The organism is Tepidibacter sp., from assembly GCF_025210165.1.
Classification (GTDB): domain Bacteria; phylum Bacillota; class Clostridia; order Peptostreptococcales; family Peptostreptococcaceae; genus Tepidibacter_A.
The window spans coordinates 12,773-29,989 of the sequence record NZ_JAOASI010000013.1 but is presented as its reverse complement, the minus strand read 5'-3'; the positions used below and the strand labels follow the sequence as shown (position 1 = coordinate 29,989).

Genomic DNA, 17,217 nt, shown 5'->3' with positions numbered 1-17,217 from the left:
GAGATAAATTATGAAGTGGAGAGAAGGTCAAATACAAGTGATGCAGTATAAAGGAGGTACGCTTGCTGTACCATCTGTTCCAGGTGCTGGAAAAACTACAGTTATAACATCAAAAACAGCAGAACTTATAGAGCAGGACTTAAATAAAGATGGTAAAATTCTTATAGTTACCTTTACTAATAGTGCTGTATCAAATTTTAAAACAAAGCTAAAGACTTTATTAGAAGATAAAGGTCTTGATAGTAAGAACGGATGGGAATGTAAGACTCTTCATTCTTTAGCTAATTCTATAATAAGAGAAAGCCCAAAGGATGCAGGACTTGACGATGATTTTGAAGTTATAGATGATATTGAGGCTAATGATATAATTAGAAAACATTCATTTGAATTTTATAAAACTTATAAGCATATATATTCTAAATATTTAAATATAAGAAATAACAGTTCTCAGGAATATATACAAAAAATCGAAAAAAAGTGGAGTGATAAATTTATATCTGTAGCTAAAAACATAATAAGTTATTTAAAGTCAAAAGGAATAACGTATAATGAAGCTCAGAATATATTAAGAAACAATCCTAAAATGGATGATCTTTTAAAGATAATAGTCAATATATATATTTTCTATGAAAAAGACTTAATAAAAAAAGGAAAATTAGATTATGATGATATAATTATTAGGGCTTTAAGGGTACTGCAAAATAAAGAAGATATATTAAATAAATTTCAACAAAAATATACATATATATTTGAAGATGAGGCACAAGATTCATCTCCTGCTCAAGAAAAAATATTAGCATTATTATCTAAAGATAACAAGAATTTAGTTAGAGTTGGAGATCCTAATCAAGCTATAATGTCAACGTTTACAAATTCTGATTATAGACTATTTAGAAGATTTTGTGAAAGAGAAGATGTAGATAAAATAGTTATACCAGTATCTAGTAGAAATACAAAAAATATATTGAACCTTGCAAATTACTTAGTAAAATGGAGCAATGAAAATGGGATGGAGCTAAATAAAGATGAAGTTTTAGTAAAGCAGTATATAAAGCCTGTTGATGAGGATGATCCATTTCAGAATCCAGTTGTAGATGATATCGGTATATATACAAAAACTTGCCAAAATGAAGATATAGAGATGAAGGATGTTGTTTGTAATATAAAAAATATTGTAAAAAAATATCCAGATAAAACAATAGCACTGCTTCTTAGATATAATTATAAGATAGATAAATATATCAATTTGTTTGAAAAAGAAGATATACCATATCAAGTTATAGATAAATATAGAGGAGAGGCAGCTCTTGTGATTGAGAAAATAGGAAAAATAGTAAGTTTTATATCAAATCCTGACAAAGAAAATTTATTTAAAGTTATAGATATTATTTATGATGAAGAACTTACCGAAATGCAAAAAAGTGAGATAGATAAATATAATATAGAAGATATATTTTTTCCAATAGGAAATAAGTCTATACAAAAGATGGATATAGGAACAGAGCTAGATGAACTATTTAAAGGTTTTAGAAATTTATTTGAATACTCTATACAAAAGATAGATAAGTTCTTAGTTCAAATAGGAGAAGAGTTTAAATTTAACTTACAAGAACTTGCAATACTAGATTATATATCGAGCATATGTAATAAAATGTTTTTTGAAAACAGTAATTTCACATTAGAACATTTAGCCCATGAACTTTTGAAGAATAAAAATTCATTTAATTATTTTGCATCTATGGTATTTGAAGAGCAAGGATATGAGCCACAAAAGGGAAATGTTACTATAACTACTTGTCATAAGGCTAAAGGACTTGAATGGGATATAGTGGTTATACCTCATATGACAATATCTGATTATCCTGGTAAATTCAATGATAAGTTTATAGGAGAACTGTATTATTTAAAAGAAGAATATAAAAATATAGAAACTTTATATAAATCGGAAATAGATTATTTAATAGAAAATAAAGAAACTAAAAATATCACCAGAAAGATGAAGAGTGATATACTATCTGAAACTTTAAAACTTGTTTATGTAGCCTTTACTAGAGCAAAAGAGAGGTTATATGTATATACAAATGGGAAAGAATCGAATCATTCTATATACTTTAATGTAACGCAACGTTTTATAGAAGGGAGAAGGTAAACATGAGTGATTTGAAAGATATACAATTTAGTCAATCTAGCATAGATACCTACGATACATGTAGGCTTAAATTTAAAAAAATATATATTGATAATATAAAGTGGAGTAATGATAATCCGAATTTTGGTAGCCAGTTTCATCTATTAGCCCAAAGGTATTATATAGGAATAGATGAAGAATTGGAGGAAGGAAGAGCGGATTATATACTTTTTAACAATTTAAAAAAGTTCTTAAAAAGAGAAAAAGGTATGTATCCTGAGTATAATATAAAATACAAAGACGAGGAAATATCACTAATAGCAAAAGTAGACCTTATAAAAATAGAAAAACAAAAGATAACTATATATGATTGGAAAACTAGTAAAAGTAAGTTTGATAAGTCAAAGTTGGAAAAATCATATCAAACTAAAATATATTTACATAATATAGCTGAAAAATTCGATGTGAATCCTGAAGATATAAGTCTTATATACTATAATCCAAGGTTTGATAATTCTATAAAAATAGATTATAGCCATAGTGAACATAAATACAATAAAATAGAGCTTAAAAACAAGATAGTTAGTATAATAAATGAGAAAAACTTTGATGAAAGAATAGGTAAACACTGCTCATTCTGTCAATTTAATTCTATTTGTAACCAACAGTTTATAAGTGTAGATTCTCTTTAATAGTGTCTATAAAATCTTTTATTATTCTAGCTGTTATACCCCATATAACATAGTTTTTATATTCATATATTAATGTATCGTATACACCTTCTTTAAATTTATAATTTTGACCGTTTGGGATTAAGTCGTAAGGAAAATCACTACAAGGATGTATTTGTATAGTATGCTTATAAGACTTAGGAGTTGTATTAATAAAAAAATCTAAAGGAACTAAAAAAGTATGGTCTACCTCAGAAATATTTATATTAATATTATTGTAATTGTCTATTGTACCTAAAAATGGGTGTATAAGCATGTTAAATGGAGTTACAAGTATATTTAAAGGTGTTATTATAGAAATATTATTTTTGCTTAATCCTAGTTCTTCACATGTTTCTCTTATAACTGTTCTTTCTAGAGTTATATCAGATGTATCAAACTTTCCACCTGGGAATGAAATTTCAGATGGACTGGTATTTAAATTTTTTGATCGAACTTCAAATAAAATAAAAGTATCTGAATCTTTTTGAATTAAAGGTATTAAAACAGAGGCTTTTGATAGTCTTTTATAGTTATTTATCTGAGGTTTAAATTTGAAAAAGCTACTAGTAATTTTTTCTATCATAAAATTCTCCTTTAAATATTTATTTAATGAATATATACTATAATTATAATATATATTTAATATATAATGTTAAATAAGTTATAAAAAAGTCTTTCTTGTAAAAAAATTACATACAAATAAATATTTAAAAGGATGATATATTATGAAAAAATTTAAGTATGCTTTGTCGTTTTTTAAAAGAATAGGACTTGTATCTGATTTTTTAAAGGATAGCTGTGTTTCTAAGCTTAAAAAATTAAAGCTTATTATGCTATTGGTATTTGGTTTTATATATTTTATATCTCCACTAGATTTAATTCCGGAGGTTATATTAGGTTTTGGTATTATTGATGATGGGGTAGTGATTCTTTATTTACTTACAGAAATAAATAAAGAATTGGATAAATATGAACTAAAATCAAAAAATATTAAGCATAGATATCATAGTGAATATGGTAGTGTTATAGATAATATAGAGTACGATATAAAAGATAAAAGCTAAGAATATCCTTAGCTTTTATCTTTTTTTGAAAATAAACACGAATATTTAAAAACATAAATCTAAAAAAATTCACATTTTATTAGAAGTGTGATATAATTTGATAGAATAAACAAACGGGAGTGATTAAAGTGTATAAAATTACGGACATTCTTATAAGTGAGGAAGAAATAGCAAAAAAAGTTTATGAACTTGCTAAAAATATAGAAAATGACTATAAAGGTGAAGAAGTAGTATTCGTTGGAATATTAAAAGGTGCTTGTGTATTTATATCAGATATTATAAGAAAGATAAAATTAGATGTAAAATTAGATTTTATGGCTGTATCAAGCTATGGAATGTCTACTGAAAGTTCTGGCGTTGTAAGAATTTTAAAAGATTTAGATAGTAATATAGAAGGTAAAAATGTAATTGTAGTAGAGGATATAATAGATACTGGTCTTACTCTTAGTTATTTACGTGAAAATCTAATGGCTCGAAATGTAAAATCGTTAAAAATATGTACTTTACTTGATAAGCCCGAAAGAAGAAAGTGTGATATTCCAGTTGATTATGTAGGATTTAAAATACCTGATAAATTCATAGTGGGATATGGAATAGATTGTGCAGAGAAGTTTAGAAATTTACCTTATATAGCTATTGTTGGAAAAGAAGATTAATGCAAAAGAACTCCTTCTTGTCTTAATTTGTATTTTAATTATTGACATAAAGGAGTTTTTTTAATTCTTAAGATAATTGATTGACATTATATTATCTTATGACAAGAATATATAGCCCTTTTTTTTAACAGTTTTTATATATTTTTCACTGGAATTATCTTCTATTTTTTTTCTTAGATTACTTACGTGAACCATTACAGTTCTTATATCTCCTAAACTTTTACATTTCCATACGTTCTCATATATTTCAGAGTAGCTTAATATTTTGTCAGGATTATTAATCATAAATAAGAGGATATTAAATTCTATAGGCGATAAAGAAATCTCTTTATTTTTATTAATAACAGTATATTTTTCTACATCAATAGTCAAATCTTTAATAGATAATTTTTTATTATTAAGTGTGTTTATATTTTGGTCATATATTACCCTTCTTAAATTAGATTTAACACGTGCTACTAATTCCTTCGGATTAAAGGGCTTTCTTATGTAGTCATCTCCACCCAAATTTAATGCATTAATTATATAATCTTCATCATCAATACAACTGATAAAGATAATAGGACAATATATATATTGTCTAATTTTTTGACAAAGAAAAGTTCCATCAAAGTCAGGTAGCATAATATCTAATATAATTAAATGAAAGTATTCATTATTAATCTTTTTTAATGCTTCATTACAATTACTGGCAGTATTTACATTATATCCAGAATTTCTAAGGTAAAGAGTAATGACTTCAGTTATATCAGGGTCATCATCAACGACTAGTATATTATATTCATCCATTATATTTGTTACTAAATCGTAACTTCAATCCCACCTTTCTTTTACAAAAATATGTATATAGTGTATTTTAACATTTGTGAATCTATAAAAAAAGAAAAATATACAAATAAAAGGAAAAATGTCTAATAAAAACTAAAATTGTTATTATATAATGAATATATATTGAAAATAAATTTTTGCATTAAGCAAAGTTAGTCATTGATGAAATTAAAAGGGGGGTAGAAATGAAGAAATTTTTTATGATCATTATCATAGGATTCTTAATTTTAACTAGTATATCATTCTTAATTCTAATAGGAGTTTCAATTGATAAATATAAAGATATGAAAGAAGTTTATATAAGAAATGATACAATCAATCTGAAAAAAGAAATTTTTACATACAAAGAATTAAAATGGATAGAGAAATTTAAAGACCAAAATATATATGTAGGGATAGCGGAGGATTACATTCCTGTAGAATATATTGATAACAATGGAAATCCAAAGGGTATTGGTGTGGAAATTATTAAGAGAGTCAATCAAGTAACAGGATTAAAATTTAAAATACATAAAGATAGTTTAAAAGAAACATGGGATACAATGTTAAAAAATGTTTTTGAAAAAAAGATAGACATTCTTCCTGCTGTATCATTTACAAAAGAAAGGTCTAAATATTTAGATTATTCAACTTGTTATATAGAAATGAGTCAAGTAATTCTTGGACATAAAGATAACTCAAAGTTGTTTAATGATATTAGACAACTTCAAGGAAAAACTTGCGTTGGACCTAAAGGTTATTGGTTTTTAGACATTATTTCAAAAGAAAATCCTAGTACCAAAATCATTGAAGTAGAAAGCATGGAAAAAGCTTTAGAATATATTTCAAGTAAAAAAGCGGATTATACTATAACTGACATTCCTGTATTTACTTATTATAAAGAACAAGGAGCCTATGATAATATAAAAATAATTGGTGAATTAAAACAAAAGAATCAAGTATTTATTGGTGTAAGAAAAGATTTTGGTGAATTAATCCCGATTATCAATAAAGTTATAAATAATACAAATTATAATGAGTTGTATGAAAAGGCATTTATCATGCCTAAAAATAGTCATAGAGAAAAAAAGCTTATATTTACAATAGTAATACTTAGCACAATATTATTATTGGTAATCTACTATTTATACAAAACTTTTGCAAATTTAGCTAAAGCAAAAGAAGAAGCAGAAGCAGCTAATAAGGATAAAACAAAACTTATGACTAATATATCACATGATTTAAGAACCGCTATTACAGTAATCATAGGATATACTCAGGCTATTATAGATGGAGAAGCAAGAAAAGAAGATAAAGAAAAGTACATAAAGAGGGTACATGGAAAAACGAAATATTTAAATGATATTGTCAATGATTTCTTTTTTATATCTAGATTGGAAGATTACAAAATCGTACTTAATAAAGAAGAAGTCAATATCAATAATTTCCTTAAAAATATACTAAAGGATATAGAGTTAAAAGCTGAATCTAAAAATATTCAACTTTTGTTAGAGCTAGATGAAAAAGCGAAAATTAACAAAAAAATAGATAGATTAAAACTATATAGAGCTATTGAAAATATAATAATTAATGCAATTAAATATAGTAAAGAAGAAGGTTATATAAAGATTGCTACTGAATGTATAAAAAATGAAAAAATAAAAATATCCATAAAAGATAATGGTGTTGGTATACATAAAGAAGACATATTATATATTTTTGAGAGGTATTATAAAGGGAAAAATGCAAAAAGAGAATCAATAGGATTAGGTCTATATATTACAAAGGAAATTGTTGATAAGCATAATGGTAAAGTATGGGTTGAAAGTGAATTGAATAAAGGAACTATCTTTTATATATTAATCTAGGGATGGGAGAAACTCATCCCTTTTAAAATCTTTAAGATTTCTTTAAATTGGATTGTGGTAAATTATGATAAAATCATCAATAAAGAAACAAAAACTTATTTTACATGACAAATAATGGCAAAAAAATATAGACATATTTACTATAGAAAGAACTAAAACCATAAAGAATAAGGAAGGAGAAGTTTATTGGAAAGAGAGATTATTGAAAAACAAAAACAGCAGATTCAAGCGGAGAATCAAAAACTAATGAAGTACATATCAGCTATAAGAGAAGATAAGAAGAAGAAAACAGGTTTTTTAAGTAAACTATTTAGAAAAGGAGTGGAATAGAATGAACTTAGTAGAGATTGAAAAAGAAATTATTAGAGTTAAAGAAAAAATATACAATATAAAGAAAAAAGAATTAAATGAAGAAAATGGTTTAGAATTAGTAACTTTAGATAAAGCATTAGATAGTTTAATAAAATATTATGTTCTTAGAAATATTTCATAACACTGAAATAGAGTAATCTCACTATATATTGCGAATTAGATGAATTTTCTATAGATTTTTTTTATAGTAAAAATTCACATATTAATAAATTTTATATTTACTGGTTATTGTTACAAAATAAGTTAATATATTAAGGTATGTATTAATAAAACTTATTTTTGGAGGAGATAATATGGCGGATTATACAAAAATGTGGCAAGAATTAAATATTGATATTGAAAAGCATGATGGACTTTGTGAAGTACTTCCGATGTTTTATGAAGATGTATATCTTTCTCAAGAAAATAGACCAGAAAATATGAATTATTACAACTTTGTAATATCAGAAGTTCACGGACTTAGAATAAAAGAACTTCAAGATTCAAAGAAGGAAGATAAAAAAGTTGTGGGATCATTTTGTGTGTTTGTTCCAGATGAGATAACATTAGCCCTAGATTGTGTGCCTGTAGGAATTTGTTCTGGATCTCAATTTTGGGTTCCAGATGGTGAAAAAGTAATGCCAAGAAATACATGTCCTCTTATTAAAGCTTCAATGGGTGCAAAGCTTAGTAGAACATGTCCATATTTCCAATCATGTGATATGGTAGTTGGAGAAACTACATGTGATGGAAAGAAGAAAGCGTGGGAAATACTAGGAGATTATATGGATGTACACGTTATGGACTTACCACAAATGAAAAGAGAAAAAGATAGACTTCATTGGATAGATGAAATGAATATATATAAAGATGTTTTAGAAGATAAAACTGGAAACAAGCTTAACTTTGAAAATTTAAAAGAAAAAATAGAAGTTGTAAATAAAAAGAGAGAAGTTTTAAAAAGATTATATGATCTTAGAAAATGTGATCCAGTTCCTATAAGTGGAAAAGATGCTCTTTTAGTATCTCAAATTGCTTTTTATGATGATATAGATAGATTTATAGAGCAGACTAACAATTTATGTGATGAGTTAGACGATAGAGTGAAAAAAGATGAAGGTGTATTTGAAAAGGATACTCCAAGAATTATGATTACAGGAACACCTATGTCTATTCCGAATTGGAAGATGCATCATATAATAGAGACAAGTGGTGCTGTGGTAGTTTGTGAGGAAACTTGTACTGGAACTAGATATTTTGAAAACCAAGTTAACGAGAATGCTCAAAGTATGGATGAGCAATTTGAAAATTTAGCTAATAGATATCTTGGAATAAACTGTGCATGCTTTACTCCTAATGAAGGTAGAGTAGAGGATATATTAAGATACATAGAAGAATACAAAGTAGATGCAGTTGTATATAATTCACTACAGTTTTGTTCTACTTATTCAATTGAATATAAGAGTATAGAAAAAGCATTAAAAGAAAAGGGAATACCTGTTATCATGATAGAAAGTGATTATAGTGAAGAGGATACAGGTCAAATAAAAACAAGAGTTGAAGCTTTAGTTGAAATTGTTAAAGAAAAGAAAGGTGTTACAGCTTGATAAAATATTATATTCTATTTGATTCTTATAATGACGGATTTTGTTTTGAAAAAGTTCTTAAAAAAGACAAAATAAAATACACGATAGTGCCAACACCCAGAATTATAAGTAAGTGCTGTGGAATGTCTATAATGTTAAAAGAAGAAGTTTTATCTTGTGTACACAATTTAGTTAATAAAAATAAGTTAAAGAATGAAGGCTTGTATAGAATAAATAAAGAAGTAAAAACATGTGAAAAATTATGGTGATTTAAGGAGTGCTTAAGTTGTATACAATAGGAATAGATATTGGCTCAGTTGCTACTAAAATAGTTCTTATGAATGATAAAAAGATTATTCAATATAAAGTATGTCCTAGTGGATGGAGTCCAAAAGAAACTTGTGAGAAGTTAGTTGAGGATATAATTTGTAATAATAATTTAGATAGAAAAGATATAAAAAGTATTGTAGCAACGGGTTATGGAAGAGTTGCACTAGATTTTGTTGATAAGAAAATAACTGAAATTACATGCCATGCTAAGGGAGCTAAGTTTTTAAATGAGAAAACTAGTGCAATAATAGATATAGGAGGACAAGATAGTAAGGCTATTGAATTGGATGATGATGGAAGGGTTTTAAACTTTATAATGAATGATAAGTGTGCAGCGGGTACTGGTAGGTTTTTAGAAGTTATATGTACTGCTATGGCTATAGATGTAAAAGAATTGTCTGAAATAGCTTATAATGGAACTCCTATAAAAATAAATAGTATGTGCACTGTGTTTGCTGAATCAGAAATAATAAGTTTAAAATCTAAGGGAGTTAAAAAAGAGGATATAGCAGCAGGTCTTATTCATTCTATAGTAGATAAAGTGAGTTCTCTTACATCTAAAATCAACTTGAATGAAGAAGTATTCTTTTCAGGTGGATTATGTAATAATGAATATTTAAAAGATGTACTTAAATCTAGATTAAACAAAAAAATAAATACCGATAATCGTGCTCAATTTACAGGTGCAATCGGTGCTGCTCTTTTAGGGTAATAAGATAAGGATAAGATTTAATCTTGTCCTTATTTTATTTTTCGGTTATTATTTTAAATGTAATTAAGATAAATAACTGAGGAGGAATTTTGATTGATAGATAAAAAAGTAGTAGTAATTGGTGGAGGAGCAGCTGGAATGATTGCAGCATCTATTGCTGGTAAAAGAGGTCTAGATGTTATTTTGATTGAAAAAAATAGTATCATGGGAAAGAAACTTTTAATAACGGGAAAAGGAAGATGCAATATAACTAATGATTGTGATGTGGAAGAGTTAATAGAGAATGTTCCTGTAAATGGGAAATTTTTATATAGTGCTTTTTATACATTTACGAATATGGATGTTATAGATTTATTTAATAAATTAGGTGTTAAAACTAAGGTAGAGAGAGGAAATAGAGTATTCCCAGCTTCAGATAAATCTTCAGATGTGGTTGAAGCTCTAAAAAAATATATGAAACAAAATAATGTAAAAATTTTAAAAGGAGAAGTTGACAAGGTTGAATCAAAGGATGGACTTGCAAAAGGTGTAATAATGAAAAATGGAAAAATTATAGAGTGTGATAGAGTTATAGTTGCAACTGGAGGAGCGTCTTATCCTCAAACAGGATCAACTGGAGATGGATATAAATTTGCAAGACAAAATGGACATAATATAAATAAAATAAAGCCATCTTTAGTCCCGCTTGAGACTAAAGAAAAATGGGTAAAAAATTTGCAGGGATTAACGCTTAGAAATATATCTATGAAAGTTTTAAATAAAAATAATAAAAAGGTATATGATGATTTTGGAGAACTTAATTTTAACAGTTATGGAATATCAGGACCTGTTATATTATCTGCAAGTTGTTATATAAAAGATATGGATAAAAATGATTATAAGGTAATAATAGATTTAAAACCAGCTTTATCTAACGAAAAACTTGATAATAGGATACAAAGGGATTTTAATAAGTATTCAACTAAAACTTTTGAAGAATCTTTAAAGGATCTACTACCTCAAAAGATGATTCCTACTATAATAGAATTAACAGAGATAGATTCTGAAAAAATAGTAAATCAAATATCAAAAGAAGAGCGTAAAAAATTAATTGATACTTTGAAAAACATGACTTTAAATATAAAGAAATATAGACCTGTAAAGGATGCTATAGTTACATCTGGAGGAGTAAAGATAAATGAAATCAATCCAAGCACTATGGAATCTAAATTAATTAAAGGATTGTATTTTGCGGGTGAAGTTATTGATGTAGATGCTTATACAGGTGGGTTTAATCTTCAAATAGCTTTTTCTACAGGATACCTTGCTGGACTTAATTGTTAAAATAATATAGATAAACTGAGGGGTGATTGTATGAAAGCAGAGATAATTTGTGTTGGGACAGAAATATTGTTAGGAGATATAGTTAATACTAATGCACAATTTTTAGCCAAAGAACTAGCTGATTTAGGCATTTACGTTTATTATCAAACTGTTGTGGGGGATAATACCGATAGGTTAAAAGAAGCTCTTAAAATAGCTTTTACAAGGGCAAATCTTGTTATTACTACGGGTGGGCTGGGACCTACTAAGGATGATTTGACGAAAGAAGTATGTGCTGAATTTTTTAATAAAAAACTTGAAATAAATGAAGATAGTATGGATTATATAAAAGAGTATTTTAAATCTCAAAATAAGAAAATGGTTAAATCTAATGAGAAACAGGCCTTTTTTCCTAAAGATAGCATTATATTAAAAAATGATTGTGGAACAGCACCAGGTTGTATAATTAAGGATAATGATAAAACAGTTATATTGTTTCCTGGTCCCCCAAGAGAGATGACTCATATGTTTAAAAACTATGCAAAGCCATATCTTCAGAAATATCAAAAAAATATTTTAGAATCTAAAACTTTAAGAATATGTGGAATGGGAGAAAGTAGTGTAGAGGAAAAAATAAAAGATTTAATTGAAAGTCAGATTAATCCAACAATAGCGCCTTATGCAAAGAACTCAGAGGTAACTCTTAGAATAACAGCTAGAGCTTCATCTAAAAAAGAAGCTAAAGAGTTGATTGAACCAATAAAAAATGAAATTTATTCAAGGTTATCTCCATTTATTTATGGAGAAGATGATACTTGCCTTGAATTTGAAGTTGCTAAAATGATTATAAATAAAAATTTGACGATAGCTACTGCTGAATCTTGTACAGGAGGACTTATAGCATCAAAGTTTATAAATTATCCAGGAATATCGTCTGTATTTAATGAAGGTATGGTTACTTACAGCAATGAATCAAAGATGAAAAGACTTGGAGTTAAAAAGGAAACACTTGAAAAATATGGGGCTGTAAGTGAACAAACTGCTGCTGAGATGGCTATTGGAATAGCCAAAAACACAAAATCTAATATAGGTATTTCTGTAACAGGAATAGCAGGTCCAAGTGGTGGAAGTGATCAAAAACCTGTGGGTCTTGTATATATAGGTATTTGTATAAACGGAGTTACAAAGGTCAAACAATTAAATTTAAAAGGAGATAGAAATAGAATACGAAATAGAACTTCTATTGAAGCTTTAAATTTCTTAAGATTAGAATGTTTAAATATATAATATTCTCCATAAAAAGTATGGATTTACAAAATGTACTATACATGAAATTTTAAATTCTTCACAAAATACTAATAAGCAACAAATAAAAAATAAAGTGAGGGATTTAATATGGCTAACAATAATTATAATAACAAAGCAGTTCCAGAAGCTAAACAAGCTTTAAATCAAATGAAACTTGAAACAGCTAATGAATTAGGATTATCTAATTATGAAAGTATGGATAAAGGAAACCTAACAGCTAGACAAAATGGTTATGTAGGTGGAAATATGACTAAGAAATTAGTTGAAATGGCTGAGCAACAAATGAGTGGACAACAACCTAAATAATTAGTTTGAAAAATAAAAGCGAAGAATTAATTCTTCGCTTTTACAATATAAAATCTTCTAATTTACCTAAATTTTTTATAAGTATAGTATTTCTATTAAACTCTATTAATTCTTCTTCTCTCATTTTTATAAGCTCTCTAGATAAAGATGGTCTAGTTACAGCGAATTGCTCTGACATCTCTTGTCTTGAATGAGGTATATTTATTAATAGCTTTTTTTGTTTTGAATATTCATCTAAGACATAGCTCGCAATCTTTTCCCTTATAGTTTGATAGGATAATGTTTTTACTTTTTTATTTAGCATAAGTATTTTATTAGATAATAGTGACATAAAGTTTTTTAGTATATCTGGATTTATTGTGCAAATCTTTAAAATATCTTCTTTTGACATGAACATAATTTTTGTAGAAGTTATTGGTATTAAGGTTGCAGGGTATGAATTCTTTTGAGAGAAAACTATAACTTCTCCAAATATATCACCTGATGACAATGTTGAAATTGTAAGAGTCTTACCAGAGGGGTAGATTTTTTGAATCTCCACATTACCAGATAGTAAAATACCTATACTAGTTAAAGAATCTCCTTCTATTGCTATTAACTCGTTTTTATTGAATGATTTTATTTTGTAGTTAATGTTGGATAGCATATCATTTAAATTAATATCTCCTATATTTTTGAACAATACACTAGATTTTAAAATCTTTTCTAAATCAAACATAACTTATCTCCTTAACTTTAAATTATGTATTAAATAATAATATAACTAAACTTAGAAATCAATATAGAATATTTTAAAGCATTTTAGTAAACAATAGAATTAAGGCATATTCAAAAAATAAACTAGTCATCTTACTCGTCTTTTTGATTCTTTTCGTCGTTACTCAATCACTTATATACAGTGATTATGCTCATGATTGAGTGCCTAGAAAATAATCAAAATTACTTCGTAACTTGACTTATTTATTTTTTTTCATATACCTAAAATGATTTAAGGAGTGATTTAAATGGAACAAAATGTGAATTTTGAAGCGGTTAAGGAGCAGTTTAAGAATGCTTCATTAGACGAACAAATAAGAATATACACAACTACATCAGGTCTTACAGTTGAGCAGTTTAAAGAGTTACTTAAATATTTTCCTATACAGCATTTAGAAAAATTAGAAAAAGCTATGGCTTAGAATGAAAAAAATTATATATTATTTATGTGGAGGTTTAATATTTTTTCTTATACTCTTAATAAGTATTGAATTTTATTCTTTAAATTCCTTCTTTTACTTTATCCAATATGATAAAAATCATGTTTATCAAAACATTACATATTCAAAAGAAGATGTAAGGAATATAACTTATAATTTGATAGACTATTTGAAGTATGATGTGAATTTAGATTATAAAGATGTTTTTTCAAATAAAGAAAAAAGACATATGAAGGATGTAAAGTATATATTTCAAAAAGGAATCTTGATAAAAAGGTTATTTGAAATAGTAATTTGTGGGATAATCTATATAAATAGAAAAGATATTAAGAATATGCTAAAAAGTTTTAACAAAAGCATTTTAACAACATGTATATTTTTTATCCTATTATGCTCTATAATATCTTTAAATTACTATAAGTGCTTTACATTATTTCATAAAATATTTTTTAATAACGATGACTGGTTATTAAATCCAAAAGAGAGTGTAATAATAAATCTATTGCCACTTGAATTTTTTCAAAGCATAAGTGTATATATTTTTATAACTGCCCTAACATTAACTTTTATCCTAATATATATTAATTTCTTTTTGATTAAAAGAAAAAAGCTAGAGCCAAAGCTCTAGCTTTTTTTCTTGCTTTAAGTGTGATAATATAAGATTTCAAGATAAAACAAAAAAAGCATCATGTACTTGCTGTGGATATATAGAACTATTCAGTTAAAGAGGGATAACGAGTGAGTAAAGATATTGTAAAAAAACACAAATTTACTTCTGTAACAGACTATAAATACTTAGAGTGCTATTTTGAAGAAATGTCGACTAAAGGATATATGTTAATTGAAGCTAAAAAAGGCAAGTTTACATTTGAAAAATGTGAACCTAAAGAGTTAGATTTTAATGTGAACTTATTTTATCCAGACACAGTATTTGATTATCCAGATGAAGAAAAATCAATGGATTTTAGAAAACTCTGTGAAAATAATGGGTGGACATACTGTACTAGCAACCAATTGTATCAGATATTTTATAAAAATAAGAATGATGCTGCTAAAGCAATACATAAAGACAGTAATGAAGAATACAAAATGATAAAGAATGTTTTTATGAAAACTGAATTTATATCCATGATGTTAATGATGCTTATTATATTTGTTAATATAAATCCATCTATAGGCTTTGACTATGAAAATCTCTTTAGCAATTCTGGTATGATTTCAATTATAACACCTATTTTTCTAATATTAATAAATTTATCGGTATATTTGCCTCAAGCTATATGGTTTATTAGAAATAAAACTAGAGTACATAAAGGTGAAAAACTATGGTTTGCTTCAGCAAAGGCGGTTTTTATTAATAGTATAATTACCTGGACTTTAATAGCTATATATTTTATATATATCATATATGCTTCTATTGATATATTTGATAATGGTATATTATTATCAATGATAGCATTTCTACCAGTTATAATAGGTTTGATATTAGGTGGATATTTAAAAAAGAAAATAAGAAGTAAGAAGAGAACTAGAAAAAAGAATATTATTTTATTTGTTAGTATTTTGGTATTAGCTATAGGTATTATAGTAGGTTTTACAATTTTATTTATGACCGTATCACTTTATGATTCAGATTTTAACAAGGATGTAGAAATACCAAGTAATATATCTGTTTTAAAGTTATCTGATTTTAAAGTAGCTTCAAATAAATTAGATATCTATGCAGATAAAGACTCTAGTATTTTAGTTCCAATCAGTCTTGAATATAGCGAAAATTTATATGGAAAGTACAAACCTAATCAAATAAATCATATTGAAACTCGCTATATTCAATGTAGGAATAACGATATTGCTAATTATATATTTGAGGAATATGTAAAAGATAAAGAAAAGAAATATAAAAGATATAATGAGGAATGTATGGATAATCAAATCAGTAAGATAGATAATAAAATATGGAATGTAGAAAAGGGATATTATCTTAATAATGAAAAGTCTAGTATAATAATTAAGAAAGATAATATCATATATGTTTTAGATGGAGATTTAGTTTTTTCAAGAAAAGATATTATCAGTATATGTAAAGAAAAATTAGACTTATAAATATATATAAAGGGATGTCTTTAATAAAAACATGGGCATTCCTATTATTATGCCTATAAGAACTATATTTGTTACTATTTTGAGATATAGAGTTATAAAGCTTGTTGGTATTATGGAGGTATACAAAATTAAAAAGTATAAAATTTTTATAAATGGAAAGAATAAAATAAAAAATAAGAGGTGATTTTATGCTAAATAATTTTGTAGGCTTAATATATAAAGAATTGATAAAGGGTAAAATAAAAGATTTAAAAAAAGTAAATAAATACAGTATTAATAAAAAAGAGGATATAGATATAATAAAAAAGATAGATAGTTTACTCGCTAAAATAGCTAAGTATATCTTAAACATATTTGTATTTTTGATTATGGTTAAGATAAATATATATGTAAGCACAGTGTTTTTAATAGGATTTATATTTTATAAAAAAATTATAACGCATAATTTTAAGGAGAATATGAAAAATAAAACATTTTCATTAAAGAGAGTATTTGATGAAGTGATAAAAGAAAATTCAAAATTAAAAATAAAAACAGTTATGGTTATGTTTATACTTATGCAGTTTTCAGACTACACTAAACTTTATATGGGTATAATTATCACTCTTTTAGTATTTACTATAAATGACATATATAGTAACATAAAAAATATGAACGAAAACACTTTTCAACAGAAACTTTCTAAATAGCTTTGGCATAAAGTGAAACTTAATATTAGATAGAGATTTTACTTAAGTTCTTATATCCAGACTTATAAGAGTATGGAATCTTAGAACTTTTAGCTTTC

General features: G+C 26.0%; 20 protein-coding genes. 17 read left to right on the top strand and 3 right to left on the bottom strand.

The features are described 5' to 3' along the window. The first annotated feature begins 10 nt into the window (after positions 1-10). Together N4A48_RS01875 and N4A48_RS01870 are read left to right on the top strand one after the other, a co-directional pair. Positions 11-2,149 (top strand): ATP-dependent helicase, encoded by a 2,139-nt coding sequence (locus tag N4A48_RS01875; protein ID WP_293663978.1) that lies wholly within the window; start codon positions 11-13, stop codon positions 2,147-2,149. 2 nt (positions 2,150-2,151) lie between these two features. After that, positions 2,152-2,820, top strand: coding sequence for a PD-(D/E)XK nuclease family protein (locus N4A48_RS01870; protein ID WP_293663977.1), 669 nt, complete (start codon positions 2,152-2,154; stop codon positions 2,818-2,820). Here the strand turns inward: N4A48_RS01870 and N4A48_RS01865 are convergent. Then, entirely contained in the window at positions 2,798-3,424 is a 627-nt protein-coding gene (locus N4A48_RS01865; protein ID WP_293663976.1) for an NUDIX hydrolase, read from the bottom strand. The two genes, N4A48_RS01870 and N4A48_RS01865, sit on opposite strands and share 23 nt — an antisense overlap. 142 nt (positions 3,425-3,566) lie before the next feature. On the opposite strand from N4A48_RS01865, the gene N4A48_RS01860 reads away from it, so the two are divergent. Further along, positions 3,567-3,905 (top strand): YkvA family protein, encoded by a 339-nt coding sequence (locus tag N4A48_RS01860; RefSeq protein ID WP_293663975.1) that lies wholly within the window; start codon positions 3,567-3,569, stop codon positions 3,903-3,905. Positions 3,906-4,033: 128 nt separating this feature from the next. Beyond that, positions 4,034-4,561, top strand: a complete 528-nt coding sequence (hpt, locus tag N4A48_RS01855; protein ID WP_293663974.1) for a hypoxanthine phosphoribosyltransferase — start codon at positions 4,034-4,036, stop codon at positions 4,559-4,561. Between the two features lie 96 nt (positions 4,562-4,657). Here hpt and N4A48_RS01850 read toward each other — a convergent pair whose 3' ends face one another. Continuing rightward, complete coding sequence (locus tag N4A48_RS01850; protein ID WP_293663973.1) at positions 4,658-5,350, bottom strand: response regulator transcription factor; 693 nt, start codon at positions 5,348-5,350, stop codon at positions 4,658-4,660. A gap of 224 nt (positions 5,351-5,574) precedes the next feature. Between N4A48_RS01850 and N4A48_RS01845 the strand changes: the two genes are divergently transcribed. The 9 genes from N4A48_RS01845 to N4A48_RS01805 all read left to right on the top strand — a co-directional run bounded on the left by N4A48_RS01845 (position 5,575) and on the right by N4A48_RS01805 (position 13,131). Further along, on the top strand, positions 5,575-7,236 hold the full coding sequence (locus N4A48_RS01845) for an ATP-binding protein (RefSeq protein WP_293663972.1): 1,662 nt from the start codon (positions 5,575-5,577) through the stop codon (positions 7,234-7,236). Positions 7,237-7,422: 186 nt separating this feature from the next. Then, positions 7,423-7,566 (top strand): hypothetical protein, encoded by a 144-nt coding sequence (locus N4A48_RS01840; protein ID WP_293663971.1) that lies wholly within the window; start codon positions 7,423-7,425, stop codon positions 7,564-7,566. A 1-nt stretch (position 7,567) separates the two neighbouring features. Continuing rightward, positions 7,568-7,729 (top strand): hypothetical protein, encoded by a 162-nt coding sequence (locus N4A48_RS01835; protein ID WP_293663970.1) that lies wholly within the window; start codon positions 7,568-7,570, stop codon positions 7,727-7,729. Between the two features lie 172 nt (positions 7,730-7,901). Beyond that, positions 7,902-9,194 carry a double-cubane-cluster-containing anaerobic reductase gene (locus N4A48_RS01830; RefSeq protein WP_293663969.1) on the top strand — a complete coding sequence of 431 codons (1,293 nt, stop codon included), beginning with the start codon at positions 7,902-7,904 and terminating at the stop codon, positions 9,192-9,194. Continuing rightward, on the top strand, positions 9,191-9,442 hold the full coding sequence (locus N4A48_RS01825) for a DUF3343 domain-containing protein (RefSeq protein WP_293663968.1): 252 nt from the start codon (positions 9,191-9,193) through the stop codon (positions 9,440-9,442). Before N4A48_RS01830 ends, N4A48_RS01825 begins: the two co-directional genes overlap by 4 nt. A gap of 8 nt (positions 9,443-9,450) precedes the next feature. Then, positions 9,451-10,215 (top strand): acyl-CoA dehydratase activase, encoded by a 765-nt coding sequence (locus N4A48_RS01820; protein WP_334303766.1) that lies wholly within the window; start codon positions 9,451-9,453, stop codon positions 10,213-10,215. A gap of 93 nt (positions 10,216-10,308) precedes the next feature. Then, complete coding sequence (locus N4A48_RS01815) at positions 10,309-11,538, top strand: NAD(P)/FAD-dependent oxidoreductase (RefSeq protein ID WP_330665030.1); 1,230 nt, start codon at positions 10,309-10,311, stop codon at positions 11,536-11,538. A gap of 30 nt (positions 11,539-11,568) precedes the next feature. After that, positions 11,569-12,804, top strand: a complete 1,236-nt coding sequence (locus tag N4A48_RS01810; protein WP_293663966.1) for a competence/damage-inducible protein A — start codon at positions 11,569-11,571, stop codon at positions 12,802-12,804. 108 nt (positions 12,805-12,912) lie between these two features. Continuing rightward, on the top strand, positions 12,913-13,131 hold the full coding sequence (locus tag N4A48_RS01805; RefSeq protein WP_293663965.1) for an alpha/beta-type small acid-soluble spore protein: 219 nt from the start codon (positions 12,913-12,915) through the stop codon (positions 13,129-13,131). A gap of 40 nt (positions 13,132-13,171) precedes the next feature. On the opposite strand, the gene N4A48_RS01800 is transcribed toward N4A48_RS01805, so the two are convergent. After that, a complete protein-coding gene (locus tag N4A48_RS01800) occupies positions 13,172-13,849 on the bottom strand; it encodes a Crp/Fnr family transcriptional regulator (RefSeq protein ID WP_293663964.1) in 678 nt (225 codons plus the stop codon). Positions 13,850-14,135: 286 nt separating this feature from the next. On the opposite strand from N4A48_RS01800, the gene N4A48_RS01795 reads away from it, so the two are divergent. The 4 genes from N4A48_RS01795 (at position 14,136) to N4A48_RS01785 (ending at position 17,119) form a co-directional block, all read left to right on the top strand. Further along, positions 14,136-14,309: a hypothetical protein gene (locus N4A48_RS01795; RefSeq protein WP_293663963.1), complete on the top strand. Its 174-nt coding sequence runs from the start codon at positions 14,136-14,138 to the stop codon at positions 14,307-14,309. Between the two features lies 1 nt (position 14,310). Then, positions 14,311-14,955: a TIGR01906 family membrane protein gene (locus N4A48_RS15035; RefSeq protein WP_443081740.1), complete on the top strand. Its 645-nt coding sequence runs from the start codon at positions 14,311-14,313 to the stop codon at positions 14,953-14,955. 110 nt (positions 14,956-15,065) lie between these two features. Further along, the gene (locus tag N4A48_RS01790; RefSeq protein ID WP_293663962.1) at positions 15,066-16,430 is read left to right on the top strand and encodes a DUF2812 domain-containing protein; all 1,365 of its coding nucleotides are present in this window, start codon (positions 15,066-15,068) and stop codon (positions 16,428-16,430) included. Positions 16,431-16,618: 188 nt separating this feature from the next. Continuing rightward, positions 16,619-17,119, top strand: coding sequence for a hypothetical protein (locus N4A48_RS01785; RefSeq protein WP_293663961.1), 501 nt, complete (start codon positions 16,619-16,621; stop codon positions 17,117-17,119). The last annotated feature ends 98 nt before the right edge of the window (positions 17,120-17,217 follow it).